The following is a 24,744-nucleotide window of genomic DNA, read 5'->3' as shown; positions in this document are numbered from 1 at the left end:
TTTTAATTTCATAGTCTATATACGTAGTAAAAAATAAATAACTAGAAACTAAGACTACGCCAATACCAGCCATCCAATTCCAACTGAATGGCTGGATTAAATCGTCTCCATCATTTGATCATATTTTTAATATCCTAATGGGCAATTTAATAAATCTATAAAAATAAGACTACCACCGACAATATTCAGTTGGTGGTGGTCTTATTCATATTTTACATGGTGATTTTTATTACGTTGTTTGCTTTTTATCTCTATTCAATATCACTTGTAATTAACCATTTAGAATTTCTTTCTAGTATTCAAAAGAACTCAATATGGCTGTTAGAGTAATTGGGGATGAAAACTGAATTAAACCAGCTACACCATTTTATGGCAGTGCTCAAAACGTTTAAGATCCAGCGAAAAATCTGTAATAAAAACTAACTCCCCTGTCATGTTAGACAGGGGAGTTAGTCTTATTACAAGGAGTTTTTTTAGAAGCCCCAATTCCAATTACAGCAACGTTTACGACGATCATCTCTACGGCGATCATCTCTACGACGATCATCCCTGCGACGATCATCCCTGCGACGATCAAGTAAGTCCTCAATGCAACTATCTACAGCACGACAGAAATCATCTCGGTCAATTTTAATTTTAGCATCAAATTCAAAATCTCTTCTTCTGTCATTGTCTCTACAGCAACCAGACATTCCAATCACCTCCTTTGTTATATCATATGAATAAGGCTGGACAGGCGTTCTAGATATTGACCTATTTTGATTTATATAAATAAAAAATTGGTAAATCTCCTATCTAAGTTCAATTTAATGCAGCTTGCTCGTATTTTTTCATGGACACATATTAGTTGATCTAAATAGTACTGGCAGCGCAATAAAAAAAGCTCTCTCATTGTGGAGTGCTTAGTATATACAGAATATCTATAAACTTAACCTTAATCGTTTCATAGCCACTTTCGACATGCATCAGTTTAAGCTACACTGGAAGAAGCAAAGAATGAGAACTGGTGATGCATGGATAGAAGATACACATGAAAGAAGATGGTACTCACTTCTCCCCCACTACCGCTACCACCTGGTGGCGTAGATACACCATCTTATTAATCCAATCTAACCTACAAATCCTACCCTTAAGCTCCTCCGCACTGTCTCTCCATACCACTTTAGCTTATCTTTAAAAAAGCAATCCTATCACAGAACAAACGTTATTGTTATGTAGGATATTTGAAAATTTTACTATTTTGTAATATACTTCATTCATGCTTATTTAGGATAAGTGAGATTATATCAAAAGATGCATTAGCAAATTTAAATCAAAATTAATTTATGAATATAAAAATAGGTACTTAATCACTCTTTAAGAGTTTTATATATTTTTTGGATTAATTTGGTATATAATTATCATGTAATAAATACCCTATATGAGGATTGATTGGAAATGAAGAGAATTACTGTGATTTAAATGTCTTTGATGTTAGCTTTAGGTATTGCTTTACCTTCTTTTAATCACGTATCTGCAGAATCACCTGATGTTGTTGAAAGGATAAATAACGAAGTTGAACAGATTACAGATGAAGAATTCGATCATGCTGTTCAAGTAATTAAAAATGGACTATTTATCGAGAATGGCGTTTATAAGTTCGATTCATATAGAGTTGGAGAAAATAATCTAACTGATGAACAATTTAATATATTGATGCATTCTATTCAGATTATCTTTCTTTAAAAGAACTAGCAATGATGTATGAATTTATAAAAGTGAGATAAAAGATGAGATTATTCTTTTCTCACCAATAATTTCCGTAGCTCTATTAGCAGCAGTGATGGTAGTAGTAACTTTTGTTGGTGCAACGATCGCTGCTAACATGATTGCTGATATGTATAAACTTGCCGCAGCAGGCTACTGTAAAAAATGAAAAAATATTCCCAGATAAAAAAAGCTTGCAAGCAGTTAAGGGACCTATAAAATGTCTATCAAACGATTTATGAATAATAAAATTTTAGTTGCTTCTGTCTTGGTTGTTTCTTTAATCCTCATAGTACTATTAGGATTTGGGGTTTATAGTTTTTTTGAATCATGAAATAATATACTTTAACAAGGAAAAGCCATCTATTTTTGATGGCTTTTCCTTGTTTTTTCTTTAATCTGTTGTAAAATATTTTTTTAGCAAATAAATTGTGGATTTTTTTAGATATTTGTAGAGATCAACTTAATGATATAAAGAGTCATTTGCTAAAATCATACTATTAAACTTGGATAATGGGATAGTTCTAATATTTAACTGCTTTGCTTTTTCAAGTAATACATAATCACCGTCATCCAAATGGATTATAATGTAAACGTTATCGCCATTTGATCCTTTATTAACGCCTCTAATTTCCATATGCTTCAAAAGTCAAAAAGTCTTTTACCATGATAGCAGAAAACTCCTCTATTCTATACTTTAGTGTTTCTTCTAATTTTACAAATTCTTTTACTATATACTCAAGCTCAAAGACATTAGAGATAGCAATTTCACCTACAAATTTTCCGTGTGTTATTTGGTAAGATAAGCGAGTTAATCGTTACTGGGTTAGTAGTCGGAATGTTGCTAGACTATATTAAAACAAAAAAGAAAAAAATAATTGTTATAATTATACAAATATATTACAATAATATGGTATATTTACAAACTTTTTCTCGGAGGAATAAAAATGAAAACTAAAACTTTAAAGCTAGTGAACAATTGGAATATTACTTTGCATGAGAAATATAGTTTATTTGTAGATGTAGAATCACAAAATAAATTTTCAATTATTGATTCTGAAAATGATGGTTTAGCAATCTTTTCAGTCGAAGAGAATTTTGTTGAATTCCATCAAAGTGCATATAATTTTAATCATAAAATTGATTTCTCTACCCGCACAGTTATTATTGATCACAAGCCTTATGATGAAGAGGAAGAGAATGCATAAGACCCCTAGTGGGTCTTTTTTATTTCAATAAAACTTACCGAAAGATTCTTTAACCTAACAAACATTACCCAAAAGTACAATTTTCTAAAAGTTAGGTAAGCCGATTATACTTTATTTTGTAATTATTTATATATTTTTTAAAAAATTAATTTAAAAAATATTAGCAGTTAATAGTCTATTAATTTGTCATTATATGTTATATACTTCCATTTGTAAGTAAAATATTTACAGAAAAGGAGAGCATCAAACAATGAAAGGGATTTTTAAAGCACTATCGATCTTTATGGTATTTGTATTAATGGTTTCTTCTTTAGGGCCGTTATTCGCCAATGCAGAAACACCAACTAAGGAAGCATCATCTGTTGAGGTTACAGTTCCGTCAACAATTCAAATTCCTGAAAGTACTGAGTCATTAAATGGGGAAGTACAGCCAATGATTTTACCAGCATTAGCATTAAGATTATTAATAACCACTGGTGCTAAAAAGGGGATTGAATATGCAATAAAATATTCAGCTAGTGCATCTCAACTACAAAAGAAATTTAAACATGCAAAAGACTTTGGCGTAACTGGTAATTACAACTTAATCAATCGTGCGAAATTTGAAGATGCATTAAGAGATCACGTTAGAGACTCTACAGAAATTTATCTATCAAAATACAGCGGACAGGATGTTTTTGTGTTTTTTAAAGGTGATAATTTCGTTTATACTAATACACAAGGTGATTTTATCTCAGGATGGAAATACACAGACGCTCAAGGCAGTTATCATAGAAGCAATGGAATGAAGGCTAAGAAGCAATAATATTAAATAAAGGTGGTCATTATATTATGGGTGCAACAATGAATGTGATTTTTGTTAAAAGCGATTTATCTACTTTGAAAAATAATTTTTCCTCACTCTTAAATTATTTTTTAAATAATTCTATTGGTTTTTCTTCTTTACATATTTCTAATGATGAAGAAGGATTTAATGGAATAGATTACAATAATCCTAACCAGACATTTTTGGAGAATATAATGGATAAATCACCTGACTTTTATTATTTGAAGCTTTCATTTAATAATTTTCCATTTGGAAACCTCTTTATAGATGGGCTGCTTAAGATTGAAAAACATGAAAATAGTTATTATAGCTTTGGCTTTGAATTTGAAGAAGTTGATATATTAAGTAATTATGATGTAGATAGTTTAGAATCAGTAGAAAAAAATATCATCAATACTATAGAAAAAATAGGTGAAAATATTAATTGGGATTATGCTTTTGCGAACCAAGAAGCAGAAGTTCAATTTTCACCAGAACAATTTGAAAAAGAGACAAATACTCAATATGCCATTGAAATCACTAATAGTGAATCTGGTTTGAAAATTTCCAAGAGCACATGGTATGTAAACGGTATTACTGAGAGAGCTTAAATATTATTTTTAGATAATCTCTTCATCTTAAATAAAACAAGTCCCCTGCTTTATGCAAAGGACTTGTTTTATTTATCCATAATTATTATTGGCATTTCGGGAGAACTTTTTCTTTTGTAGTATTCCTCTAAATCATTTTGAGATAGAGCATTCCCTTTTTTGTCTTTTGAAAAATTATCAACACTTACATTTGCAACAACATAAATACATTCGACACCTACATCAATTGCAAGTCTCTTAAGTTTATCGATGTAATATCCTGTGATTCCTTTTCGTCTTAAGGATTCATCATGGACATATAATAGCTCCAACTTTATACTGTTTGTATTAATGTCCCTTTTCATTGAAGAGTACAAAGGAAAAAATTCCATCGAAAAAATTGCTTTTTCTTTGGTCTTATTATAGATACAAAATACTTAGTCATATGTACAGAAACAGGTACACCAATTAACCCAAGAAATTTATTAAGATCATTCTATAGTTTAACTGAAAAAGCTAAATTACCTAAAATAACATTTCATGACTTACGACATACTTATGCTACTTTTCTTTTAGAAAATGGAGTAAATATTAAAGTAATAAGTGAAAGACTGGGCATAGTTGGGTGGTTATTACATTAGATATATATTCGCATGTATTAGAAACTATGCAAATTGAAGCAGTTAAAGCAATGGATAACCACCTTATAAAAAATTAGCTTGTTGCCCATAAGTTGCTCAAATAATGAAAAATAAAAAACGTTGCCCATATAACAAAAAAAGAAAATGGCGCTACTCCAGATAATCTAGGAATAGCGCCATTTCAACGTTTATTAGTATGATTCCGACTGGGTTCGAACCAGCGACCTCTACCCTGTCAATGTAACATCCTTATTAAGGTATAGATAGTTCACATACTATAAAGCTATATAAATTAAGCTTCTATAAACCACTTGTAGGATATTTTAGGTTTAGTTTTGAAACAAGATGACGACTTTTGACGACAATTAAAGTTCAGCCGATAAACTTTGATTAAAAAGGTTTGCCGGAAGTTAGAACTGCCATTTTTTAATTTACACAATTATCATTTTCTCGACCAATAATCTTTACTCTAGGAACAATGAGGTCAGGAGTTCGAGCCCTTATTCTCTATACCAAGAAACCTTGATTTATCTTGGCTTCCTTTATTTTTGTCTTATCCAAAATGATTGTTAAAAAATGCCTGTGGCTGAACTGTTGCCGAAAGTTGTTTTTTCAGCATTTTTTAAAGTATTAAATTGCACTCCCTACCTCCTTAAGCACATTTGAGATCAATAACTAATTATTCAACAAACTGGGTAGGTTAGTGAAAGAAGGATATTACATCAAAATGAGCGAATAAGAGCAATAAAAAGAGGGGGCGATTTGGGATTTGATAGAACAGAAACTTGAGAAATTAAAAAGTATATATTAAATGTCTGATAATGTGTTTTTTTGGCTAATAGTTGGTAAGATAATTGATAGAGGAGGAATGTTGAGATGATTACACAAGCATCCCAAGTTTCTATTTTAGTTAAGGATCTTGAAAAAGCAAAACAATTTTATACCCAAAAATTAGGGTTCATTGTTCGTGATGAAATAGAGTTTTCACCGGGGTGGAAGTACCTAACTGTTTCACCGAATTCTGCAAATGAAACGAGACTAGAATTAGTCAAAGCAGACACACCGGGGCAAAAAGCGATTATTGGTAGACAAGCAGCAAACCAGGTGTTAATCATGTTTTTAAGTGACGATATTGAAAAGGACTATCTTGAAATGAAAGACCGTGGCGTGACCTTTCATGGGGAACCGAAAAATGTTCCAGGCGGAAAAGGCGTAGGTTTCGAAGATTTGTATGGTAACGCATTTGACTTATTTCAACCGATTTCAAAAGAATGATAAGGGTTGAATGGTAAAATATTCTGGTTATACGAATTATTATAAACTAAAGGGGGCGAGGACCCCTCCCATGATATAATTTAGTTGGATGAGCCGGGAGAAGTCCTGGCTTTTAATCTTTTTCTAAATCTTTAATCTTTCCATCTAATATTTCATTTATCATACTTATTTTATATATTGAGTTCCTGAATCTATTATCAAAAGATTGAAATAAAAAAATTATCCACATCACGGTTATTACAAACATGATGATGATTGTTAATAATAGTAAAAGTCCATACAAAATAATCATAAATATATCATTGATTTGAGTTGTGAAATCCTCCACACTATTTTTAAACTGAATTAAAAGTGCTTTTTCATTGTCATCTTTAAAAAATACTGATACAAAAATTGGAGTTATAATTCCTACCAAAAATGTCAAGGGCAACAATCTTGCACCTGTATAATTTAATTTTTTTTCTACAGAAACAATATGTTCTTTTATTTGCTTATAAACCTCTATCTCACTACCTATATAATTATCTTTGTAAATCTCTTTTTTCTTTTTTTTGTCTGATATATTTAATCCACTTCACAAAAGTCACCTATCTCCCCATTAAATTTCATGACTATTTTACTATATTAACATCTAATATTCCGGGAAGAATTTTGTTCATTTATTAAATACTGTACTTTATCTATCCTTTGTTTCCTAAAGCTTCTCTTGCTATTTGCTTAACCTTTCCACTTTTATGAATAGGTTCTATTTGATTTAACGCTTGAAAATATCTTAAATTTTCTTTTTCTAGCCTTACTATCTCCTCTTGTTGAAGATGAACTACATGGCAAAGCCACTCTATATCGTTGGTCAAAGTAAATACATTTAATTTTACATATCCATTAACACTGTGCTCCTCTAACCGCTCAATCCTATCTTTGATCTGATTAAATCGTTTTGTAAATTCCAAGTTTACCCCTCGCTTTACTTATAGTTATAAGTAACTATTTTACCAGAAAAATACAAAAATATGTTTAATATTCTTCCAATAACTGCTAATATATTATCGAATAACTATAAGGAGGTGAGATTATGAAAAAGTTATTGATAAGACTAGGCTTAATAACAGTTTTATCCTTTGCTTTGACAACTACTGTTTCCGCTGCAAAGGTTGACCCGCAAGGTTGTTCTATAGGTACAAATTTATGCGAGTTTGACAAATAATTTCTCTCAAGGCTGACTTCAACCTTGTAAATTACTATCCCGTTTGTCAGCCTTCTTCAAATTGACTCCTTCTATCTTTTGTTTACTTGAAACCTTTTTATAAATAAATCGTAACTATTTATTAAGAGGTGATAAAAAATGAATCCAACAGACAAAAAATGCACTCAATGTGGAGGAACATCATTTGCCCGAGGAAGTGACTACATAAATATCCGACCATTAGATAAAAAGTTTACAATTGGTTCTGAAAAAATTTATACTTTCTGCTTAGATTGTGGAGAGGTGCTATCTATTAAAATTTCGAATCCAAGTAAATTAAATTTTCAGCACCTTTAATGGTGCTTTTTTATTCAACGTTTCCTACCTTCCTTTATTAAGAAGTCACTTATTGACAGTTCATCATATCCAAAGAGCTTACCTAATACCCAATGATCTGTAACAGTTTTTGGCTTGTCAGGTATATTTTTAATTATTTCTAACATGTGAGGGTATTTGTAAACCCAGAATGTAACCCAGCCATCGGATAGAGGAGCAACCATGTGAAATAAATTTTCACGAGAAACTATTACTATACACTTCTGTACATATCGTTCTTGAACAGCCATACAAGCAACTGCCTTTCCTCTAGTTACTTGATAACAATAAGCAGAAAGTTCACCTTCAATTCGTTCCAAATTAACTCCTCCTACCTATTGATTTACCTCAATCCATGGATGCTTTCTTATTGCTTCTTTGATGTCAAACCAATGTTCTTCACATGCCACTGTATTTTTATCAACAGTTTTTTCATACTCCTTATACTTGCTTCCTGAAAGGATGACGGCGGTGCCGTCTTTATAATTAATAATCCATCCACTATCCACTGATTAACTCCTCCTACCTTTTGTTTACTAAGCCTTAATCAACTTTTTCCTTGCTACAATGAACGACTCACTATATTTAGGTTTAGGACCTTGAATCATATAAAAGCCCTTTTTGTTCTCACATTTACTCACGGCACGGAAATCCTCAGAGAATGCAGCATCTTCATGTTTTACCGTGTCTCCTACTTTTAACCTCAATCCTTTCCCCTCCTAATTAACTTATCTACCTTACGTCAGCTTGATAGTAAATGATAATCATTTTTCAGAATAGACAAAATTTTATTCAACAACACAAGTTTTTTCTGCTAATATATTTACAGATTCATACAAAAGGAGGTGAAAATATTGAAAAAATGGATAATAAGACTAGGTCTAGTAGCAGTCTTAACTATTGGTTTAGCTGGGAATGTTTCAGCAGCAACTATGGAACCTCAATCATGCGGAGCATGGGGTAAAGCGTGCGAATTAATTAGATAAACAAAGTTACAAATAATAATGGCTGACTATACAAAAATTATAGTTTGCATAGATGCAGTCAGCCTAAACTTTTTAGAATTAACCTCTAATTTAACTCTCCCTACTTTTTGTTTCTTATTTTTTTAAGATTCATGAATACTTTACATATTTCAAACACAAACTATCTATCGTGACCAACATCCTTACATAAGGAGAAAATCATGATACTTAATAGGATAGGGAGTGTAATTATGGGCATTTTAAGCGGAAACCCAAAAGATGAACCTTTACATTATGGTGAGGTTTATGGTCTGTTCACCAACCTTTTAGCAAACACCGGTACAATTTCCGGTTATCAAACATTGATTAATCACGCAGGTGATGAAGACCTAAAAAAACTTATTGAAGAAGCAATCAAAGGTCTACAAGCTGAAAACCAACAATTAGAAGAACTATTGAAAAGTAACGGTGTTGGACTTCCTCCTTCACCACCCGCTCGTCCTAATGCAAATTTAGATGACATTCCTGTTGGAGCAAGATCCACTGATCCGGAAATTAGCGCAGCTATTTCTGCTGATACCGCAGCAGCTTTGGTTGCCTGTAGTCAGGCTATTGGACAATCAATTAGAGAAGATGTAGCAATGATGTATGGTCAGTTCCATATGAATAAAGCTCAGTTTGGTGCAAAAATGTTAAAACTTAATAAGGAAAAAGGGTGGTTAATTCCCCCACCATTGCATATCAGTAAAGGAACAGAATCATAATTATTAGGTGCCTCTTTTGAGGTGCTTTTTTATTTCCTAATTTACACCCCTACCTTTTGTTTCCCATCAAATTTATTTCTAAAAACAATTTTGTTATAATATAAAAACACCTAAATGAAGGGACTGAACTATGCACAGATATCAATATCAAACCCTCAGATAATAAAAACAATACGGAGGTAAAAATATTGATTAAAATACTCAACACACCACGATAATTATTAAAAAAAATGGACGTATTAGACTCAGCCGAGCTTTTTCAGATATGGTCTAATCCTGAAGTAACAAAATTTATGAACATCGAAAGTTTTAATAATGAAAATCAAGTCAAAGAAATGATTTTATTATTTGACAAACTTTCAAAAAATGAAGAAGCAATTCGTTTCACTCTAATCGAATTAAAATCAAACCAAATTATTGGTACATGTGGATTTAATTATATTGATTTTGAGAACGCTAAAGCCGAAATTGGATATGACCTAAATAAAATATATTGGGGACAAGGATTTGCTAAAGAGGCAATCACTTGTTTAATCCAACATGCTTTCAATGATTTAAATCTCAATAGAATAGAAGCTAAAATCGAACCAGAAAATACTAATTCAATACAATTGATTGAAAAGCTAAATTTCACATATGAGGGTACATTAAGACAATCAGCGAAATCTAAGGGTCGATATATTGATCTTAAAATATATTCCAAATTAGCATCAGATTCTTAAGAATACTGTTATTTATTTGAGACGAGACTAGAATTAGTTTACTTATCTATCATTTTGTTTAGTTATTCTAAATATTTTAAAGGTAATCTTATTAATCTATAGAAATATTAAGTGAATCTAATTTTGAGGTGATTTTTTTTATGCAGTCAATATCTAGTCCAATTGAAAGTAAAGTTAACAATGTTTTTATTCATGTAAGTGACTTGAAAAAGTCGGCTGAATGGTACAGCAGTTTAATTGGATTAACTATCAACCTAGACGAAATAAATTCTCCCGTGTTTAATATCCCTGTCACTTCTATGACAGGACTTACTTTAGACGATCATAGCTTTGATCCTGGTTTTAAATTCAATCCTTCTAGCCACGTATTATTTAACTTTTTTGCAAAAGATATAGACGAGGCATATAGCTTTGTAAAAGGAAAAGGAATTACCATTGTAAGAGAAATAGAACGTATTGGCGATTTCGCCTATTTTAATTTTCAAGACTTAGACGGGAACGTTCTAATGATCTGCAATTGTTAAACTTCTGAGCTATAGTTATTATTTTTAACTATAGCTATTTCTTCTTTCCAACGAAACTCGCTGCTTATCGTGTTATCTAAAATTCCATGCATACCGCAATTAATTTATCCAAGCACTTTTTGATAAATTTTCATAAAATATATAGATCTTGTAGCCAAGATTTCCTCCTATAGGATGAGCCCTTTATGGGCTCTTTTGTTTTGGAAATTCCTTTACTCTTTTATTTTGTGAAGTTTTCCGCAGCAGGGACATTTCTTTTCATACTCCACATTGAAAGGATAACCATTTCTTTAATTTTGGAACCTTTACTAGGCATTTATCATAAAATGTTTTGAGTATCCGATTTACCCCTAATAACACCGTTTTGCCAATCATTTTTACATTTGCTTTCATAAATAATAAGGAGTACAATTTCTCCACACTTTGAAAAGTCCCAATAAGACTTTTCTTTTTTTATGAAATTCATTTACTCTTTTGTTAATTAAAATTAAGTTTAAAGTTACAAAAATGTCACTTTAATCACACAAAAACGTTTGCTTATTCCCGCTAATTGTTAGTCGTTTCAAAGGAAAATAAACAACATTACCTTTAGTATGAATTTATACTATCTAGCGTTAGGGGAATGAAAAATGTCATTATTAGAAATGAATACAGATTTGTTTAGATTGATTAACAATTTAGGAAAAGAATATACTCTCTTAAACCCTCCTATGATTTTCATTGCAGAATACTTAGTATATTTCTTAGCTGCTATTGTTTTAGCTTTTTGGCTTACCAGAAAAGAAAGAAATAGAATAATGATTATTTGTGGAACTATTACTTTTGTATTTGCTGAAATCATTGGAAAATTATCCGGGAAACTTTATTCTAATCATCAACCGTTTGCTGAGTTATCAAATGTTAATCAGTTGATTGAAAAAACTGTCGATAATTCCTTTCCGAGTGACCATACGATTTTATTTTTCTCGTTTTGTGTATCCATTTGGCTTTTTAGAAAAGGGTTGTGGTTTTTATTGATTATAATTGCCTGCCTAGTAGGTATATCGCGCATCTGGGTTGGAGTTCATTATCCAGCAGATATCTTTGCTGGTGCTATAATTAGTGTTATATCTGCAACTTTCGTTTTCAATGTTCTCCCCAAACTAAAATTAACTTACCGTTTATTAGATTTTTATGAAAGATTCGAACGATTATTGATTCCAAGCTCAACTAAAACGAAAGGTACAAAATCTAAAGACCTATAAAGAATTGTTTTTATCCCTTGAAGGCAAAATAACACTGTGAAATTAATTGAAGTGGGATAAAAACCACTTCTTTTTTGTGTTTTTTTCCACGAAACATAATAATTCAAGAGTTGACTAACTGATCTTAAATTATTGTTCTTTCGCCTTATTGCGGCACTCCCCACAAATGCGTTTTTTCTCAATTACCACAGTTTGTTTAGGAGGGAGAATATTAAAACATTTACTGCAGCTAACTAATTTCATAAAAATCCCCTTTTTTTAAAATTGCTGAATGGTAATTTCTACTCTCGGATTTTGGCTATAATACTTACTCACTAATAAGTCCACCACTTGGCTGTCATCTTTCCAAATTACTGATTTTAAGGCTAGTAGCTTCACAAAATCGACCTCCCGAATTGTTAACAGGTCCATTGGTGATGTCAGTAATAGTGTATAAGCCAGTATTAAAAAGCTTTAGCAAAAATAAGGTTGCAGCTGCTGAAAGTGGGGAACTGCGACCTGTGACAAAACCTGATGTTGATAATTATGTAAAAGGGATTAAGGATACCTCACATATTCCTTAAAATTTTTAGACTTCGCTGGATCGTACATCCTAACTTGACCATTGATTGTGGTTGCTCTCGGCCTTCCTTGAGCAACAGGCTCCCCAAATACAGTAAATTTAATCATCTAACTCACCTTCTAATATAAGTCTGCAACCTTCTGAGAATCTCTTCCTTGGCTTCAAAACCAAAATGTGTATACCTTGCTATGTAATAAAGCTGGCTTAATGAAGCTTTTCTAACATTAAAATTGCATATAAAATTCCTCATAATAATTGCTTCCTTACCGAATAACAGGGCCTACAAGGACCGTCTACAAAATAGCCATTTGGTTGTTTACAATCCGGACAAATTTTAGAGTGAGTTAACCACATATGAGCGCATTCTTCACATTCCAACATGACAAGATTTTCTCTAGGAGCAATCACAAAACCATCACCCTTACAACGTGGACATTTAGTAACAGGCTTTACGTTTTGAATATTCATAGCAATCGCCCCTCATTTTTTACAGCTGCAAATAAGCATTCACTTTTAAGTTCTTGATACGTCAATTCGCTTATAGGCAACCCTTTCCGAGTAACACAACTGACAGTGACTCCCATAGATGTTAGTTTTTCTAAGAACGCCTCTCTCTTCAAATTTCTTGTGTTTTCAGCAACTCTTCGGCTTCTCTTCATAAAAATCAACTCCCTAATTTATTTTTTCTTCGCATTTCCATAAGCCTTTGGTACTCATCCATCTGATTATTTTTACCGACAATTTTTAATGTAGGCTTGTCCAAATTTTTAGGTTTTTCATCAAACCAATCTGGCAGCAGCTCTTGTCGTATAGCTCCTTTTCTTTTAATCGAACGACTTTGTTGCTTCTTTGCAAGAAAATTTTGATGCTCATATTCTACGTCTTCGATTGTTTTTATGCCTTTTTTGGCCCAATTGTTTAGGATACTTCTTGCATAAGGATACTTTGCTCCAGCTTCAGCAGCTTTTTTAAATGCAGCACAAATGACTTCTTCATTTATTCCGTCACAATCAATATAACTATTAATCTCGTCTCTTTGTATTGCATTCGGGTAGGTTTCAAAACAGAGATAATATTCATCGTAATAATTCACGCTTGTAGTAGCAGATATAATAGTTTCGTTTTGTTTAGTTTCTTTTAGTTTATTTAATGTGGAACTATCTCGGGCACTACCTGCGGAACTACCCGCGGAACGACCTCCGGCACTATCCGCGGAATTTATTTCCGTGGATGATAAAGGCACTGGACCCGTCTAACTTGGGAGGTATTCCTCCTAATACGTTAGTGTTCCAAAAATCAACCTCTGCCTTGATAATCATTTGTATTAATTCATCATCACGCTCAACTTCTTTCCAGACAAAATAATTACCACCTATGAGAACAGCAATATAGCCTTTCTCTTTCCCGGTTACACCGAGATAGTGCTGAACTTGTACAAGATAAGAAGCAGGAATTTCGTCACCTTCCCATTCACCTTTTAAATAAGCACTCGCTGTTTTACATTCTAAAATGGCAGATTCCCTTAATACCTCTCTGTCTAGGTTTGCTTTGATGAAAGGATAATCTGGATGGGAAAACATAAAATTACGGCGACGCACCCTCTTTTCTGTGCGCTTTTCAAACTCCTTCGCGACGACATTCTCCATTTGATTTCCCCAGTAAATTGCTTCATTATCAAGTTCACTAGGCTCCACTTGGCCTGTTTTCTCAAGCCACAGCTCAAATGCTGTCTTATATTTATTTAGTCCAAGGATGATACTTGCATCGCTCCCGCCAATGCCTTTATTACGTTCCTGTAGCCATTCGAAACGTGTCATATCCTTTATAGAAATAGCATTACTAATAGCCAAGTAATCTCCTCCCTTTACCGTAATAATTGATTATGCTAGAATGACAATGACATATTTTTGTTTAGCAATTATTCGACTCCTGTTCCAGCAGGAGTTTTTTCATGCCGTTTTAAACTAAAAGCCCATTTCTTCTACAAGATAACGATTCAAGTTATCTATTAAAATTAACTCATCCTCGTATTCCACAAATTCGTCACCATCAAGGATTTCATCACCGAAAAAATCAATCCCAATATGTTCAGGTTGTTCAATCATGTTCGGATAGCCTGTTCGTTCAATTTGTGTAACTAATGGATGCTCCATTTTATTACCTCCCTTCTAGTCTGTTTTTACAGTGCTTTATTCGCACCGTGATAAGCCACAACGAATGGAAAAGGGGGAGAATCACTCTGACTCATCACGGTGAGAACAAAGGTTCTTGTCTCACCTTTTTTAGTGTGCTACTATTGATATAGTTGTTATTTTCATATTTGTCGTAGAGTAGTGAGTCTGCCAACTTACTGCTCTTTTTCTTGTTTTCTATTGTTATAATCCCCATAAATAACTCCTATAAAGAAAGTCAGTAATGGATATACAATAATAGCGACTATGTAGCCTACATCCATTTAATTACCCCTCCAAAAAATAGTGATAAAAATTGAGCTAATGATGCTACATCCACTCCACAAAGCATAGCTGCCAAGGCATCCGGTGCATTGGAAGCTTGAAACCATCTAATTGCATCTGAAAGCTTCAACTCCATTTTGTTATTCTCCACTTTTGAAATCGTGCTACGAGGCATATACATTTTTTCTGCAAGCTTCTCTTGAGAAAGCCCTGATAATTTTCTTACCTGTTTCAATAGAGAGCCATATTGCATAATTCTCACCTCCTCTCAATGTTCTAAGTTTGAACAAGTTCGTAAGTTGAACAGCTAGATTCATAGATAATTAATAAAATATATTTTAGGAAGGAACTTTTCCGATTCTTTGCTTGGCAGCTTCTTTTCGGAATTTAGTTTTCTTCCAACCTATTTAAATTACTTCCAGACTTTTTTGTTCCTGATCTTTCATCCAAGAGTCAATAGTTTCAATTGAGAAGAAAATACGGCGACGTACTCGAACATGCGGGATTTGTTTTTCTCTAACCATGGTGTAGATTGTGTCGATACTTACGCCGATATAATCAGCCACTTCATGTACAGTTAGTGTTTTACGTTTCATTTTTTACACTCCTTATATTACAGATTGAACTTCGTTACCTTTTGGTAATTTATTTTCATATGAAAATACTAATTCAAAACTTAAATCATGGAAGTTCTTCAATAAACCTCCAATAAATTTGCTTCCAAGGTTTCTTTTACCATTAAGTATTCGGTTAACTGTGCTGTGTGAGACACCGATTGTTTTTGCAAATTCACTTTCAGATAATTGTTTACTGATTAGATATGCTTTTAAGAAATCAGTATTTACTACAATATCAACTGAGTTTTTCAAAATTGACCCCCCTTTTATTACCTTTTGGTAATAATAAAAGGTATTTTTTACCATAAGGCAATACTTTTTTTCAAAATTTCTCTTCTTTTATTGCCTTTTGGTAATAAGTAATCCTAAAATGTAAATATTAAGAAATAAATTGAATGGATGGTTTATTATGACTGATTTTGGTTCTTATATTAAACACCTAAGAGAATCTAGAGATTTAACTTTAAATCAAGTAGCTATGTACTCAGAAATAAGTGCTGCTCAATTATCAAGAATTGAAACTGGGAAGCGTGGTATTCCTAAACCATCTACTATCAGAAAAATTGCGGATGCTCTTAAAGCTGATTATGCACAATTAATGAAAGTGGCTGGCTATATAGAAGATTCAAATGAATCGTTTACGGTAAAGGAAGAAAAAGATATCGCTAAACAAGTGGAAGAAATAAAAAAGAATTTGGAATCACAAGAAGGACTCAGCTTTTACGGTGAACCCTTAAGTGAAGAAGCTATGGAATCACTTCTTGAATCTATGGAACATATGGTAAAGCAAGCTAAGAGAATTAACAGGAAATATACTCCGAAAAAGTATAAGGAAGAGGATTAATTCGGGAGGTAATTAAACTGTCTTGGATTATACCGGAAGCGGAAAAGTTAATAGTCACATATAAAACCAATAATCCATTTGAATTAGCGAGTTACTTAAACATTCATGTTTATGAGTGGGAATTCCCTTCAGAGATAAAATGTGTTTATAAATACTACAAAAGAAATAAGTTTATTTATCTTAACTCCAATCTAGATGAAAAGAAGAAAGCATTTGTCTGTGGACATAAAATTGGCCATTCATTTATTCATCCAAAGGTTAACACGTTCTTCTTAAAATCAAAAACTTGGTATTCTAAAGATCGATTAGAAAGGGAAGCGCATTTATTCTCGCTCTCCCTCCTTCTTCATAATTACAAATTAACTGATTTTTATAATCTGGAACATTTATGTCGGCATTTTGGTATCCCAACAGAATTATCATATTTGGTTAAAAAATTTTACTAATTTTATAGGAAAATAGTTTTAAATCTATAGTTTTATTTATCTTTATATATAGTTATTAACTGTTAGATATCTAATCTATATATCATAAAAAGGAGGAAAATCATGAGAAAAGCACTCTTTTGGATTTTTGCATTTTTACTTTTATTAATTCAATTATCCCTTATAACAATTTCACCAGCTGTATTTATAGGCGTTATAATCACAGCAATTGGTCTATACCAAATAAAGAAGCCAAGAAGTTCTCAAAAAAAAATCATTCTTTTCTAGGCCAGCTGTAAAAATCGCAGGAGGTTTTATTCTAAGTTTTATTATTGCATTAACACTAGTAGAACCTCTGGATGAAGAGGTAGAGAAAGAAAACGAGGTAAAAAGCGAACAAAAAGATGTGGAACAGAAAGTTAAAGCTGAGGCTGAGAAAAAAGCTAAGGAAGAACAAGCAAAAAAAGATGCTGCTAAAAAAGTTGAAGAGGAAAAAATAGCAAAAGCTAACGACTTAGGATTAATAGAAGCTACAGTTTCTAGAATTGTTGACGGAGATACTATTGAGCTCTCCGATGGAAGTAAGGTTCGTTTAGTTGGAGTCAATACTCCTGAATCTACAAACCGAACTGAAGAATACGGTAAAGAAGCTAGTAATTATACCTCTTCTATACTTGAAGGTAAAAAAGTATGGTTACAAAAAGATGTATCTGACTCAGATAGATATAATCGTTTACTTAGAATCGTTTGGCTTGATATCCCATCCGATGATATGAATGAAAATGAAATTAGAGCAAAAATGTTCAATGCTGACTTTGTAATTAACGGATTTGCGGAACCTTCTACATATCCACCAGACGTAAAGTACAGTGATTACTTTGTTAAATTTGCTAAAGTAGCCAGAGAGCAAAACACTGGTTTATGGGCATTTGGAGAAAATGGAACAACAAAAGGTGATTTAGACCCTAAAGAGACTAAAAAAACAGCAAGCTCTTCCAATACTTCAAACAGCAGCAACAATAATAATAACTCGGCCAGCAATAACAATAATTCAAATAGTACATCAACAACGACCACTGAACCAGATAAAACTGAGTATTTTCAAAACTGTACAGAATTAACAAAGGTTTATCCAAACGGAGTAGCTTCTGATCATCCAGCATATCAGCCAAAAATGGATAGAGACAAAGATAATTGGGCTTGTGAGCGTTAATTTAGGGGGGTATCCCCCCTCTTTACTAATGGTTTTCCTTTGAGTTTAATGCACATTATTTTCTGGAATTAATTTTAAAGAATAAATATTATATAGGGGGTTATAAGTTAATGAACCTTGTAGAAACATTAGAAATGTTGAATAAAGTTGTGACCGAAAACAGTGAATTGATAAAAAACGAGGAATCAACCAAGCAATTCCTAATACTTCCTTTATTAAGAGGGTTAGGATACGATACATACAGTCCTAAAGAGGTAACACCTGAATTTACGGCTGACTTTCACAAAAAAAACGAGAAAGTTGATTATGCAATCACATTAAATGGAGAACCGAAGATTTTCCTTGAAGCAAAATCTATTAATCAAAAGATTAATAAGAGTGCTCCACAATTAAGTAGATATTTTAGTACTTTCCCTAGCGTTCGTTTAGGTATTCTAACAAATGGAATTGAATATCATTTTTTCACAGACTTAAATAATACAAATATTATGGATTCAAGCCCATTTTTTGTTTTCAACATAATTGATTATAACGATGAAGATTTCAATAACTTAATAAAATTCTCTAAAAACTTATATGATTATGAAGGAATTAAATCTCTGGCTGAATCCCTAATGTATACTCACTCCTTTAAGTCTGTAATTAAAGAAATATTCGAAAATCCAAGTGATGATTTCATCAGGTTTGTTATTAAAGAACGATTCAAGTTCAAAGTAACTCAGCAATTTATTAACACTTCTAGACCTTTGGTGCAGAAATGTATTCAAGAATCATTAAGTGAAATTATAAGTGAACGATTTGATTTATCTTTGAATCATCATGAATTACAGGAAGTATCAGTTACAACAGAAGTGTCAGTAGTTACTGAGAAGAAAATGTATTATTCACAAGAAGAGATTAATACTTTGGGAACGTTTGAAGAATTTGAAAGTATTAAAGTTGTACTTCCCAATGTCGAATCTTATAAAAATCTGATCAAGATTCCAGATTCAGAGTACTCTGTGGAAAAAGGCAACCCATTAAGTGATTTTTTTGTATCATCTGTACTTGTTCAAGGAAATTCCATTGTAGGATATTTAATTGGTCACTACTATAACAATCGTCAAGATACTACGCTATATACAGTTAAATCGAACGAAATAGAAAAATTCATTAAGGAAAATCCTGTTGTATCAGAGTTAGGATTTATTAATGCTAGACTCGCAACTCGTTTGAATAAAAACACTAATGAAATTAAGTATTTTCTAAAAAGTAGTATACCAAACTTATCTTTTAGAGATATTCCAAATCTCACTTCTAAAGTAGATGATATCGATAGTTTTTTTAATAAATTAAAATAGATATCAAATGATATATTAATAATGGCCTAACCAGATTAGGCTTTTATTATACAAACAAAATCGAACAAATATTCTTATAAGGAGGGTTAACATGGCAAACATTCGTAAAAGAAGTGAAAATTCCTATGTTTTTTCTGTTGATCTTGGCTTCGATGCAAAAGGAAAAAGATTAAGGAGATACAAAACGCACAGAATTAGTGACAAAGCACTTTTAAAGACAAGGAAAAAACTAAAAGACCATCTTGAATCTGAATACCATAAATTTAAAGCAGAAGTACTTTCTGAAGAATATATAAAACCAGAAAAAATGCTTTTCTCAAAGTTTGTTGTTGATTGGGAAAATAAATTTGCAGTAAAAAAACTCTCAGAAACAACATTAAATAAACAATTAAACCATTTACAAACTCATATACTCCCTGTTATCGGTCACCAACAAATAGATAAAATAAAAAAAATACATCTTATAGATTTATTAGATAAAACCAAAAGAGTCGACGGCCTCCCTCTTAAATCATCAACAAAAGAGGATATATACAAAGTACTGAAGTCTGTCTTTGATCGTGCAGTAGAGTGGAAAGTATTAAAAACAACACCTGTTACTGGTGTTCCTAAACCAAAAATTGATGATGTAGAAGAATCTAGCGTTTATGATGAAGAAGAATCTAGCGTTTATGATGAAGAAGAATCTAGCGTTTATGATGAAAGAAGAATCTAGCGTTTATGATGAAGAAGAAGTGGCATCACTTTTTGAAGCAGCAATAAATGAGCCGTTTCATTGGAGGATATACCTAATGCTAAGTCTTGCTGCAGGTTTAAGGAGAAGTGAATGTTTAGGGCTAGAATGGAAACATGTAGACTTAGAAAAAGGAACTTTAGATATAACACAAGTAATTGTTCGCGGAAAAAGTGGTTCTGTAATTAAGACTCCCAAATCAAAAAAGTCAAAACGTCTTGTCTCAATTCCCAGCTCTGTAGTAGAGGAATTGAAGCACTATAAATTACATTGGAAAAAGGAAAAAATGAAATCTAGGGATATGTGGATTGAAAACGAACACGAGTGGTTATTCTGCAATGAAGATGGTACCCACTTCTACCCTACTACTCCTACTACCTGGTGGAGAAGATTTACAAAAAGAGTTAATGTAAGATTTATTCGTCTTCATTATTTACGACACACCTCAGCTACTCTATTAATTAATCAAGGTGTTCACGCAAAAATAATATCCGAGCGATTAGGTCACTCTGATATTAAAGTTACAATGAATACTTACGGTCATGCATTAAGAAAAGCTGATCATGAAGCAGCAAATAAATTAGATACACTTTTCATAAAAAAATCCTAATTCCTCTATTTTGACGACAAAATGACGACAAATTGATTTTTCTATTACTTTTAGAAATTTAGACATAAGAAAAAGCCTTGATATATCAAGGCTTTCAGTATGATTCCGACTGGGTTCGAACCAGCGACCTCTACCCTGTCAAGGTAGGGAGTGCGTATTTTTCATTCTCACCTTTTCCCTTCGATTACTTATATATCAATGTTTTAATTACCTATAATATCATTAAGAATTATCTATTCTTTTATAATCCGTTGCCCAAAAGTTGCTCATTTCACACCAGTTCCTCATCATATACCTCTTCACCCGTCTCAGCATCCACAACTTGTAAATCCATGCTCTCCACACTCTCAATTTCAAGCTCTAGAGTTTCCAAGTCAGCACTTACACTTTTAAAAGTTTGCTGTATATCAAGCATTAACCTTTCTTCAATTTCACTTAAATTTAAATTAGTTAATGCCGCAATGTTTAATGTGATTTGTCCGTTTACGAAATTTTTCACAATATGTATCTCTCCCTTTGTTTTATAGTGAGGAAACGTTGCCACGAGGCAACAAATTGGTGTTAAACTCCGATCCCCTTTATACATGCTTCAAAACTCTAAAATTTTGTTCACTGCTTCTTTTCTATTACATAATACAAATTTAATTTGTTCACATTGCTTTCCAGTTGTCTGATATTTGTAAGCCTAAAATCATCCTCAATGAAATCAACACCAACCCAAATGTATATCTGCATTAGATAACTAAAAATGCTCATATTCTGTATGTGTCTTATAATTCGTGTAGCATAATCCTTATAAGATAAATCGTCACGCATAATATCGCCTAATATAATTGGCTTAGTATTATCTTCATGTTCATATAACCCTGGTGAAACTTCCTTAACTCTCATGAGATATACTTGTTGATGATCAAAGGCTATGCAATTTTCGTGATTAAATAAGAAGGAAATAAAGTACTCACCTTTCGTGTCGTCTACATCATACTGTACTGTGATTTCTTCAAGATTCAGTTTCATGATTCACCCCGATTTCACTTTTCGATATATTTAATTCAACTTCTTGAACTCAATATATACTTTCTTTAATCAAGAGTCAACACTTTTGTGAAAATAAAATTCAACAAGTTGAACTTTATTTATTGTTTATAGAATTAATTATTCATTTGTAATATAATGTACTTAAGGATTTAGTAAGGAGAGAGGATATCATATGGGGCTTAAACCTAGTTACAAACCTTTAGAAATAACATTGATAAAAAGGGATAGAACAAAGACAGATTTAAAAAGAGATTTAAAAATCTCACCAGCAACATTGGCTAAAATGTCAAAAGGTGAAAATGTAGCATTATCCGTTATCATGAGTATTTGCGAATACTTAGATTGTCCAATCGAGGAAGTAGTGGAATTTATACCTACAGAACAAAACCACCAACAATAAATGCTGGTGGTTGTTTTTATTTTAAGAATATTTAATCAATATTTCACGTACAATTTTTTTAAACTCTTCGCTGCTTAATATGTAATCGAGTGTTACTGGATTATTTTTAGGATATGTATGAATTATTTTATAGTCGTGTATTGTTTGCTTTTTCTTTTTCATTTTTATATGGATCCACCCTTGAAATTATAAATACTTAATTATTTTAATTTGATTAATAGATAGGATAATTAATGGGGAAAAAACGAATAAACCACCAACCATAATCTGCTGGTGGTTTTGTTATAAGGATGCTTATACTTTATTACGATTTAATTCTTCTTTAGCTTGCTTATATAATAGTTTTGCTATGACTTTATATAGTTCCTTGGGATTTCCTTTATGGTTTTCTTGTTTCAAAAATACAATACCGTAATTTTCTTTTGCTATGACCTTAAGGATCTTCTTTCTTTAAATGCCTTGAGTGTTCTAGAATTTCTTCTTCAGTCATATAGTTTCCACCTTGATGTTATTTAAATCTATCTACAAACTACTAATAATAAATACCTAAATATTTTAATTTGATTATTTATCAATAGATACAGGAAGTTAATGGAAAGAAACAAATAAGACCACCAATTATATACTGGTGGTTCCGTCCTCCACTTCAATTCCAATTACATCTGCAAAAAAACACTTTCTCTTTACTCTCATTAATGTCTACATAAACCATCTTATTTATCCCATCTAACCTACAAATCCTACCCCTAATCTCCTCCGCTCTGTCTCTCCATACCTTAAGCTTAACTTTAAATGCAAACTCCATTGCATAGTGGATCTTACTTTCAATTTCATCAATTTCATATTGATCTAACATAGGTTTCTTCTCTTGATAATAATCATTTTCGAATCGTTTCAAAGCAGCTAAATGTTCCGGCATCATAAACGCACTTTGCCATTTTACTTTTCCTCTGTCTCGTAAGGCCATAAAAACCAGCTCCTTACGTATATTATAGAACAAATGTTTGGTTTTGTGTATAAATTTCTTAAAAAAAGACCACATAGATGGTCTTAATTTTATATTTGCTTCTCTACTTCACAATCACTATTAAGAGTTTATGCTAATAACTAATCCAGACACTTTAGTAATTCAGGAACAATATTTTCTCTGTTAAAAAAGAGATCTTGAATCGGCATTATATAATAGTATGAGGGTGTATTTGTTGATTTAACTATAGAGTTTTTATCATAAATAAGATCAATATTAAAGCGATTATTTGTAATAGTACACTGATTTGACTGTATAGCTTTCAGAAATTCATTGTAGATATCACTGCCCTCGGTTTCATAAACTCGACTTATAGCCATTTTCCCAAAAACTTCATCCCACCATGACATAAATAATTTTACACTTTCAGAAAAGCCGACTTCTCCTTTTGAATCACTTTCAAAAAGTTGCTTAAATAACTGACTATCATCATATAAAACCCCATTATGCTCATATAGTTGGTCTTTATTATTTTTATGAACTACTTCATTCCAAACTTCATTAAATTTTATACTAAACTTTTTCTGTTCTAGTAACCCCCACTTAGAACTATCTAAATAGGGAAAAAGCCGGTTCGAATTTTCACATTTACTATCGTTATTCAGATATATATTTTGTATGAAAATCAAATAGTTTAATGAATATGGAGCTTCTATAACCAAATTTAATTCTGTATTACTTGGTTCATTTATAATCATGAAATTTTCCTCCTTAAAAATAATAAATGAGTTTAATCTACATATTAAGATTAAACTCATTTATAGAAAAAAATCAAATTATTCTAGTTTTACAGTTATTTAATATCTGAAATTAAGTCCATCTTTTGATGCCAAAGGGTTTGTTTTATAGGTTTTTTTATTTGCAGCAGTAGCTGTTCCTGTAAACTTTGCTTTATAGTTAGTTCCGCTTTTTAATTTAATATTACTTGTAATAGGAGCGACTCCACTCATTCTTCCAGTACCTGCGCCTGTAACATAAACAGTTCCTTTATATGCGCCTGTGCTTTGAGTATAAATTTGAATAACGCCTGCAAACACTAAAGGCATTCCTGCAGCTTCAGGAATTACCATTCCCCAACTAAAAGATTTAGCAGCTGACATGTAATCCAATCTTAAAGATCCTGCAGTTCCCTGCCAGGTTGCAAGTGGTGTGATTCCGCCGGGATTTTCCACAATCATTTCAATCTCAATGCTCTGATCCAAGTCTTGTTCTTCTGCAGAAGCGTCAGTACTAATACCTAATACAATCATAAACAATAAGGTGACTAATAACGCTCCTAAAATACTTTTTGTTTTCTTCATGTAATATCCTCCTTTGTTGTATATATTTTCATACTTTTATAGATTTCGACATTAAATACCATATTCCTGCAAAATATTAAATTTATTGTAATTTATTTTAATACTAATTTCTAACTTGAAACAAAAGAGAACGCAC

The 24,744-nt window shown here is 32.0% G+C and carries 38 protein-coding genes and 4 pseudogenes; 22 read left to right on the top strand and 20 right to left on the bottom strand.

The features are described 5' to 3' along the window. The first annotated feature begins 1,461 nt into the window (after positions 1-1,461). The 4 genes from CWS20_RS21300 to CWS20_RS21280 all read left to right on the top strand — a co-directional run bounded on the left by CWS20_RS21300 (position 1,462) and on the right by CWS20_RS21280 (position 4,370). Positions 1,462-1,725, top strand: coding sequence for a hypothetical protein (locus CWS20_RS21300; protein ID WP_142385405.1), 264 nt, complete (start codon positions 1,462-1,464; stop codon positions 1,723-1,725). A 968-nt stretch (positions 1,726-2,693) separates the two neighbouring features. Next, positions 2,694-2,954 (top strand): hypothetical protein, encoded by a 261-nt coding sequence (locus CWS20_RS21290; protein WP_066196542.1) that lies wholly within the window; start codon positions 2,694-2,696, stop codon positions 2,952-2,954. 250 nt (positions 2,955-3,204) lie between these two features. Further along, positions 3,205-3,759 (top strand): colicin D domain-containing protein, encoded by a 555-nt coding sequence (locus CWS20_RS21285; RefSeq protein WP_066196539.1) that lies wholly within the window; start codon positions 3,205-3,207, stop codon positions 3,757-3,759. A gap of 26 nt (positions 3,760-3,785) precedes the next feature. After that, positions 3,786-4,370, top strand: coding sequence for an Imm64 family immunity protein (locus tag CWS20_RS21280; RefSeq protein WP_066196535.1), 585 nt, complete (start codon positions 3,786-3,788; stop codon positions 4,368-4,370). Positions 4,371-4,438: 68 nt separating this feature from the next. Here CWS20_RS21280 and CWS20_RS21275 read toward each other — a convergent pair whose 3' ends face one another. Beyond that, on the bottom strand, positions 4,439-4,726 hold the full coding sequence (locus tag CWS20_RS21275; RefSeq protein WP_066196533.1) for a hypothetical protein: 288 nt from the start codon (positions 4,724-4,726) through the stop codon (positions 4,439-4,441). Between the two features lie 60 nt (positions 4,727-4,786). On the opposite strand from CWS20_RS21275, the pseudogene CWS20_RS21270 reads away from it, so the two are divergent. Together CWS20_RS21270 and CWS20_RS21265 are read left to right on the top strand one after the other, a co-directional pair. After that, positions 4,787-5,067 (top strand): annotated as a pseudogene (locus CWS20_RS21270) (tyrosine-type recombinase/integrase); the annotation flags it as partial. 799 nt (positions 5,068-5,866) lie between these two features. Next, positions 5,867-6,265: a VOC family protein gene (locus CWS20_RS21265; protein ID WP_066196531.1), complete on the top strand. Its 399-nt coding sequence runs from the start codon at positions 5,867-5,869 to the stop codon at positions 6,263-6,265. Between the two features lie 112 nt (positions 6,266-6,377). Here the strand turns inward: CWS20_RS21265 and CWS20_RS21260 are convergent, their stop codons facing one another. Together CWS20_RS21260 and CWS20_RS21255 are read right to left on the bottom strand one after the other, a co-directional pair. Continuing rightward, positions 6,378-6,695 carry a hypothetical protein gene (locus CWS20_RS21260; RefSeq protein ID WP_066196528.1) on the bottom strand — a complete coding sequence of 106 codons (318 nt, stop codon included), beginning with the start codon at positions 6,693-6,695 and terminating at the stop codon, positions 6,378-6,380. A gap of 250 nt (positions 6,696-6,945) precedes the next feature. Then, positions 6,946-7,215, bottom strand: a complete 270-nt coding sequence (locus CWS20_RS21255) for a hypothetical protein (RefSeq protein ID WP_066196525.1) — start codon at positions 7,213-7,215, stop codon at positions 6,946-6,948. Between the two features lie 122 nt (positions 7,216-7,337). On the opposite strand from CWS20_RS21255, the gene CWS20_RS29090 reads away from it, so the two are divergent. Both CWS20_RS29090 and CWS20_RS21250 read left to right on the top strand, forming a co-directional pair. Continuing rightward, a complete protein-coding gene (locus tag CWS20_RS29090) occupies positions 7,338-7,469 on the top strand; it encodes a hypothetical protein (protein ID WP_276328323.1) in 132 nt (43 codons plus the stop codon). A 138-nt stretch (positions 7,470-7,607) separates the two neighbouring features. Next, positions 7,608-7,805: a hypothetical protein gene (locus tag CWS20_RS21250; RefSeq protein ID WP_066196522.1), complete on the top strand. Its 198-nt coding sequence runs from the start codon at positions 7,608-7,610 to the stop codon at positions 7,803-7,805. 14 nt (positions 7,806-7,819) lie between these two features. Here the strand turns inward: CWS20_RS21250 and CWS20_RS21245 are convergent, their stop codons facing one another. Genes CWS20_RS21245 through CWS20_RS28155 form a run of 3 tightly spaced genes read right to left on the bottom strand, consistent with a single transcriptional unit; the run spans position 7,820 to position 8,530 of the window. Continuing rightward, complete coding sequence (locus CWS20_RS21245; protein ID WP_066196520.1) at positions 7,820-8,143, bottom strand: hypothetical protein; 324 nt, start codon at positions 8,141-8,143, stop codon at positions 7,820-7,822. A 15-nt stretch (positions 8,144-8,158) separates the two neighbouring features. Then, entirely contained in the window at positions 8,159-8,332 is a 174-nt protein-coding gene (locus CWS20_RS28160; protein ID WP_157090527.1) for a hypothetical protein, read from the bottom strand. A gap of 27 nt (positions 8,333-8,359) precedes the next feature. Beyond that, positions 8,360-8,530, bottom strand: a complete 171-nt coding sequence (locus CWS20_RS28155) for a hypothetical protein (protein ID WP_157090526.1) — start codon at positions 8,528-8,530, stop codon at positions 8,360-8,362. 147 nt (positions 8,531-8,677) lie between these two features. On the opposite strand from CWS20_RS28155, the gene CWS20_RS29085 reads away from it, so the two are divergent. From CWS20_RS29085 to CWS20_RS21225, 5 genes are all read left to right on the top strand, one after another. Then, complete coding sequence (locus CWS20_RS29085; protein WP_276328332.1) at positions 8,678-8,809, top strand: hypothetical protein; 132 nt, start codon at positions 8,678-8,680, stop codon at positions 8,807-8,809. Between the two features lie 230 nt (positions 8,810-9,039). After that, on the top strand, positions 9,040-9,552 hold the full coding sequence (locus CWS20_RS21240; RefSeq protein ID WP_066196517.1) for a DUF3231 family protein: 513 nt from the start codon (positions 9,040-9,042) through the stop codon (positions 9,550-9,552). A 230-nt stretch (positions 9,553-9,782) separates the two neighbouring features. After that, the gene (locus CWS20_RS21235; protein WP_066196516.1) at positions 9,783-10,274 is read left to right on the top strand and encodes a GNAT family N-acetyltransferase; all 492 of its coding nucleotides are present in this window, start codon (positions 9,783-9,785) and stop codon (positions 10,272-10,274) included. 140 nt (positions 10,275-10,414) lie between these two features. Further along, entirely contained in the window at positions 10,415-10,798 is a 384-nt protein-coding gene (locus CWS20_RS21230; RefSeq protein WP_066196513.1) for a VOC family protein, read from the top strand. A gap of 629 nt (positions 10,799-11,427) precedes the next feature. Next, positions 11,428-12,042 (top strand): undecaprenyl-diphosphatase, encoded by a 615-nt coding sequence (locus CWS20_RS21225; RefSeq protein ID WP_066196510.1) that lies wholly within the window; start codon positions 11,428-11,430, stop codon positions 12,040-12,042. Between the two features lie 258 nt (positions 12,043-12,300). Here CWS20_RS21225 and CWS20_RS21220 read toward each other — a convergent pair whose 3' ends face one another. Then, on the bottom strand, positions 12,301-12,453 hold the full coding sequence (locus tag CWS20_RS21220) for a RusA family crossover junction endodeoxyribonuclease (protein WP_083957349.1): 153 nt from the start codon (positions 12,451-12,453) through the stop codon (positions 12,301-12,303). On the opposite strand from CWS20_RS21220, the pseudogene CWS20_RS28150 reads away from it, so the two are divergent. Further along, positions 12,408-12,587: pseudogene (locus tag CWS20_RS28150) on the top strand (RusA family crossover junction endodeoxyribonuclease); the annotation flags it as partial. The gene CWS20_RS21220 and the pseudogene CWS20_RS28150 sit on opposite strands and share 46 nt — an antisense overlap. A 4-nt stretch (positions 12,588-12,591) precedes the next feature. Here CWS20_RS28150 and CWS20_RS29220 read toward each other — a convergent pair. From CWS20_RS29220 to CWS20_RS21175, 8 genes and pseudogenes are all read right to left on the bottom strand, one after another. After that, positions 12,592-12,711 (bottom strand): annotated as a pseudogene (locus CWS20_RS29220) (RusA family crossover junction endodeoxyribonuclease); the annotation flags it as partial. A 357-nt stretch (positions 12,712-13,068) separates the two neighbouring features. Further along, positions 13,069-13,263, bottom strand: a complete 195-nt coding sequence (locus CWS20_RS21205; RefSeq protein WP_066196505.1) for a hypothetical protein — start codon at positions 13,261-13,263, stop codon at positions 13,069-13,071. A gap of 5 nt (positions 13,264-13,268) precedes the next feature. After that, on the bottom strand, positions 13,269-13,697 hold the full coding sequence (locus tag CWS20_RS21200) for a DnaD domain-containing protein (protein ID WP_241504241.1): 429 nt from the start codon (positions 13,695-13,697) through the stop codon (positions 13,269-13,271). A gap of 145 nt (positions 13,698-13,842) precedes the next feature. Continuing rightward, positions 13,843-14,478: pseudogene (locus tag CWS20_RS21195) on the bottom strand (YqaJ viral recombinase family nuclease); the annotation flags it as partial. A 90-nt stretch (positions 14,479-14,568) separates the two neighbouring features. After that, positions 14,569-14,757: a YqaI family protein gene (locus tag CWS20_RS21190; RefSeq protein WP_066196499.1), complete on the bottom strand. Its 189-nt coding sequence runs from the start codon at positions 14,755-14,757 to the stop codon at positions 14,569-14,571. A 292-nt stretch (positions 14,758-15,049) separates the two neighbouring features. Then, positions 15,050-15,313: a helix-turn-helix domain-containing protein gene (locus CWS20_RS21185; RefSeq protein ID WP_066196496.1), complete on the bottom strand. Its 264-nt coding sequence runs from the start codon at positions 15,311-15,313 to the stop codon at positions 15,050-15,052. A gap of 154 nt (positions 15,314-15,467) precedes the next feature. After that, positions 15,468-15,656 (bottom strand): helix-turn-helix domain-containing protein, encoded by a 189-nt coding sequence (locus CWS20_RS21180; protein ID WP_066196495.1) that lies wholly within the window; start codon positions 15,654-15,656, stop codon positions 15,468-15,470. 12 nt (positions 15,657-15,668) lie between these two features. After that, positions 15,669-15,929, bottom strand: a complete 261-nt coding sequence (locus CWS20_RS21175; protein WP_158237026.1) for a helix-turn-helix transcriptional regulator — start codon at positions 15,927-15,929, stop codon at positions 15,669-15,671. Between the two features lie 157 nt (positions 15,930-16,086). Here CWS20_RS21175 and CWS20_RS21170 point away from each other — a divergent pair, with 157 nt between their 5' ends. The 7 genes from CWS20_RS21170 (at position 16,087) to CWS20_RS28830 (ending at position 20,842) form a co-directional block, all read left to right on the top strand. Beyond that, complete coding sequence (locus tag CWS20_RS21170) at positions 16,087-16,521, top strand: helix-turn-helix domain-containing protein (RefSeq protein ID WP_066196492.1); 435 nt, start codon at positions 16,087-16,089, stop codon at positions 16,519-16,521. Beyond that, the gene (locus CWS20_RS21165) at positions 16,521-16,967 is read left to right on the top strand and encodes an ImmA/IrrE family metallo-endopeptidase (RefSeq protein WP_083957492.1); all 447 of its coding nucleotides are present in this window, start codon (positions 16,521-16,523) and stop codon (positions 16,965-16,967) included. Before CWS20_RS21170 ends, CWS20_RS21165 begins: the two co-directional genes overlap by 1 nt. 102 nt (positions 16,968-17,069) lie before the next feature. Next, entirely contained in the window at positions 17,070-17,234 is a 165-nt protein-coding gene (locus CWS20_RS28145; protein WP_157090525.1) for a hypothetical protein, read from the top strand. Positions 17,235-17,352: 118 nt separating this feature from the next. Then, positions 17,353-18,159 carry a thermonuclease family protein gene (locus tag CWS20_RS21160; RefSeq protein WP_241504238.1) on the top strand — a complete coding sequence of 269 codons (807 nt, stop codon included), beginning with the start codon at positions 17,353-17,355 and terminating at the stop codon, positions 18,157-18,159. A 110-nt stretch (positions 18,160-18,269) separates the two neighbouring features. After that, the gene (locus tag CWS20_RS21155) at positions 18,270-19,499 is read left to right on the top strand and encodes a type I restriction endonuclease (protein ID WP_066196489.1); all 1,230 of its coding nucleotides are present in this window, start codon (positions 18,270-18,272) and stop codon (positions 19,497-19,499) included. Between the two features lie 91 nt (positions 19,500-19,590). After that, positions 19,591-20,214 (top strand): N-terminal phage integrase SAM-like domain-containing protein, encoded by a 624-nt coding sequence (locus tag CWS20_RS28835; protein WP_241504237.1) that lies wholly within the window; start codon positions 19,591-19,593, stop codon positions 20,212-20,214. Continuing rightward, positions 20,195-20,842: a site-specific integrase gene (locus CWS20_RS28830; protein WP_241504236.1), complete on the top strand. Its 648-nt coding sequence runs from the start codon at positions 20,195-20,197 to the stop codon at positions 20,840-20,842. Before CWS20_RS28835 ends, CWS20_RS28830 begins: the two co-directional genes overlap by 20 nt. A gap of 271 nt (positions 20,843-21,113) precedes the next feature. On the opposite strand, the gene CWS20_RS21145 is transcribed toward CWS20_RS28830, so the two are convergent. Together CWS20_RS21145 and CWS20_RS21140 are read right to left on the bottom strand one after the other, a co-directional pair. Continuing rightward, positions 21,114-21,341, bottom strand: a complete 228-nt coding sequence (locus CWS20_RS21145; protein ID WP_066196487.1) for a hypothetical protein — start codon at positions 21,339-21,341, stop codon at positions 21,114-21,116. A 110-nt stretch (positions 21,342-21,451) separates the two neighbouring features. Beyond that, positions 21,452-21,859 (bottom strand): hypothetical protein, encoded by a 408-nt coding sequence (locus tag CWS20_RS21140; RefSeq protein WP_066196485.1) that lies wholly within the window; start codon positions 21,857-21,859, stop codon positions 21,452-21,454. 193 nt (positions 21,860-22,052) lie between these two features. Here CWS20_RS21140 and CWS20_RS21135 point away from each other — a divergent pair, with 193 nt between their 5' ends. Further along, positions 22,053-22,280 carry a helix-turn-helix domain-containing protein gene (locus CWS20_RS21135; RefSeq protein WP_066196482.1) on the top strand — a complete coding sequence of 76 codons (228 nt, stop codon included), beginning with the start codon at positions 22,053-22,055 and terminating at the stop codon, positions 22,278-22,280. A gap of 646 nt (positions 22,281-22,926) precedes the next feature. Here CWS20_RS21135 and CWS20_RS21130 read toward each other — a convergent pair. From CWS20_RS21130 to CWS20_RS21120, 3 genes are all read right to left on the bottom strand, one after another. Beyond that, positions 22,927-23,247, bottom strand: a complete 321-nt coding sequence (locus CWS20_RS21130; protein WP_158237025.1) for a YolD-like family protein — start codon at positions 23,245-23,247, stop codon at positions 22,927-22,929. 140 nt (positions 23,248-23,387) lie between these two features. Then, positions 23,388-24,005: a hypothetical protein gene (locus CWS20_RS21125; RefSeq protein ID WP_066196479.1), complete on the bottom strand. Its 618-nt coding sequence runs from the start codon at positions 24,003-24,005 to the stop codon at positions 23,388-23,390. A 99-nt stretch (positions 24,006-24,104) separates the two neighbouring features. Further along, a complete protein-coding gene (locus tag CWS20_RS21120) occupies positions 24,105-24,608 on the bottom strand; it encodes a hypothetical protein (RefSeq protein ID WP_066196474.1) in 504 nt (167 codons plus the stop codon). Positions 24,609-24,744 lie beyond the last annotated feature (136 nt).

The organism is Cytobacillus horneckiae (genome assembly GCF_002835735.1).
Taxonomy (GTDB): Bacteria; Bacillota; Bacilli; order Bacillales; family Cytobacillaceae; genus Cytobacillus; species Cytobacillus horneckiae.
This window is presented reverse-complemented; position numbering and strand designations above follow the sequence as displayed.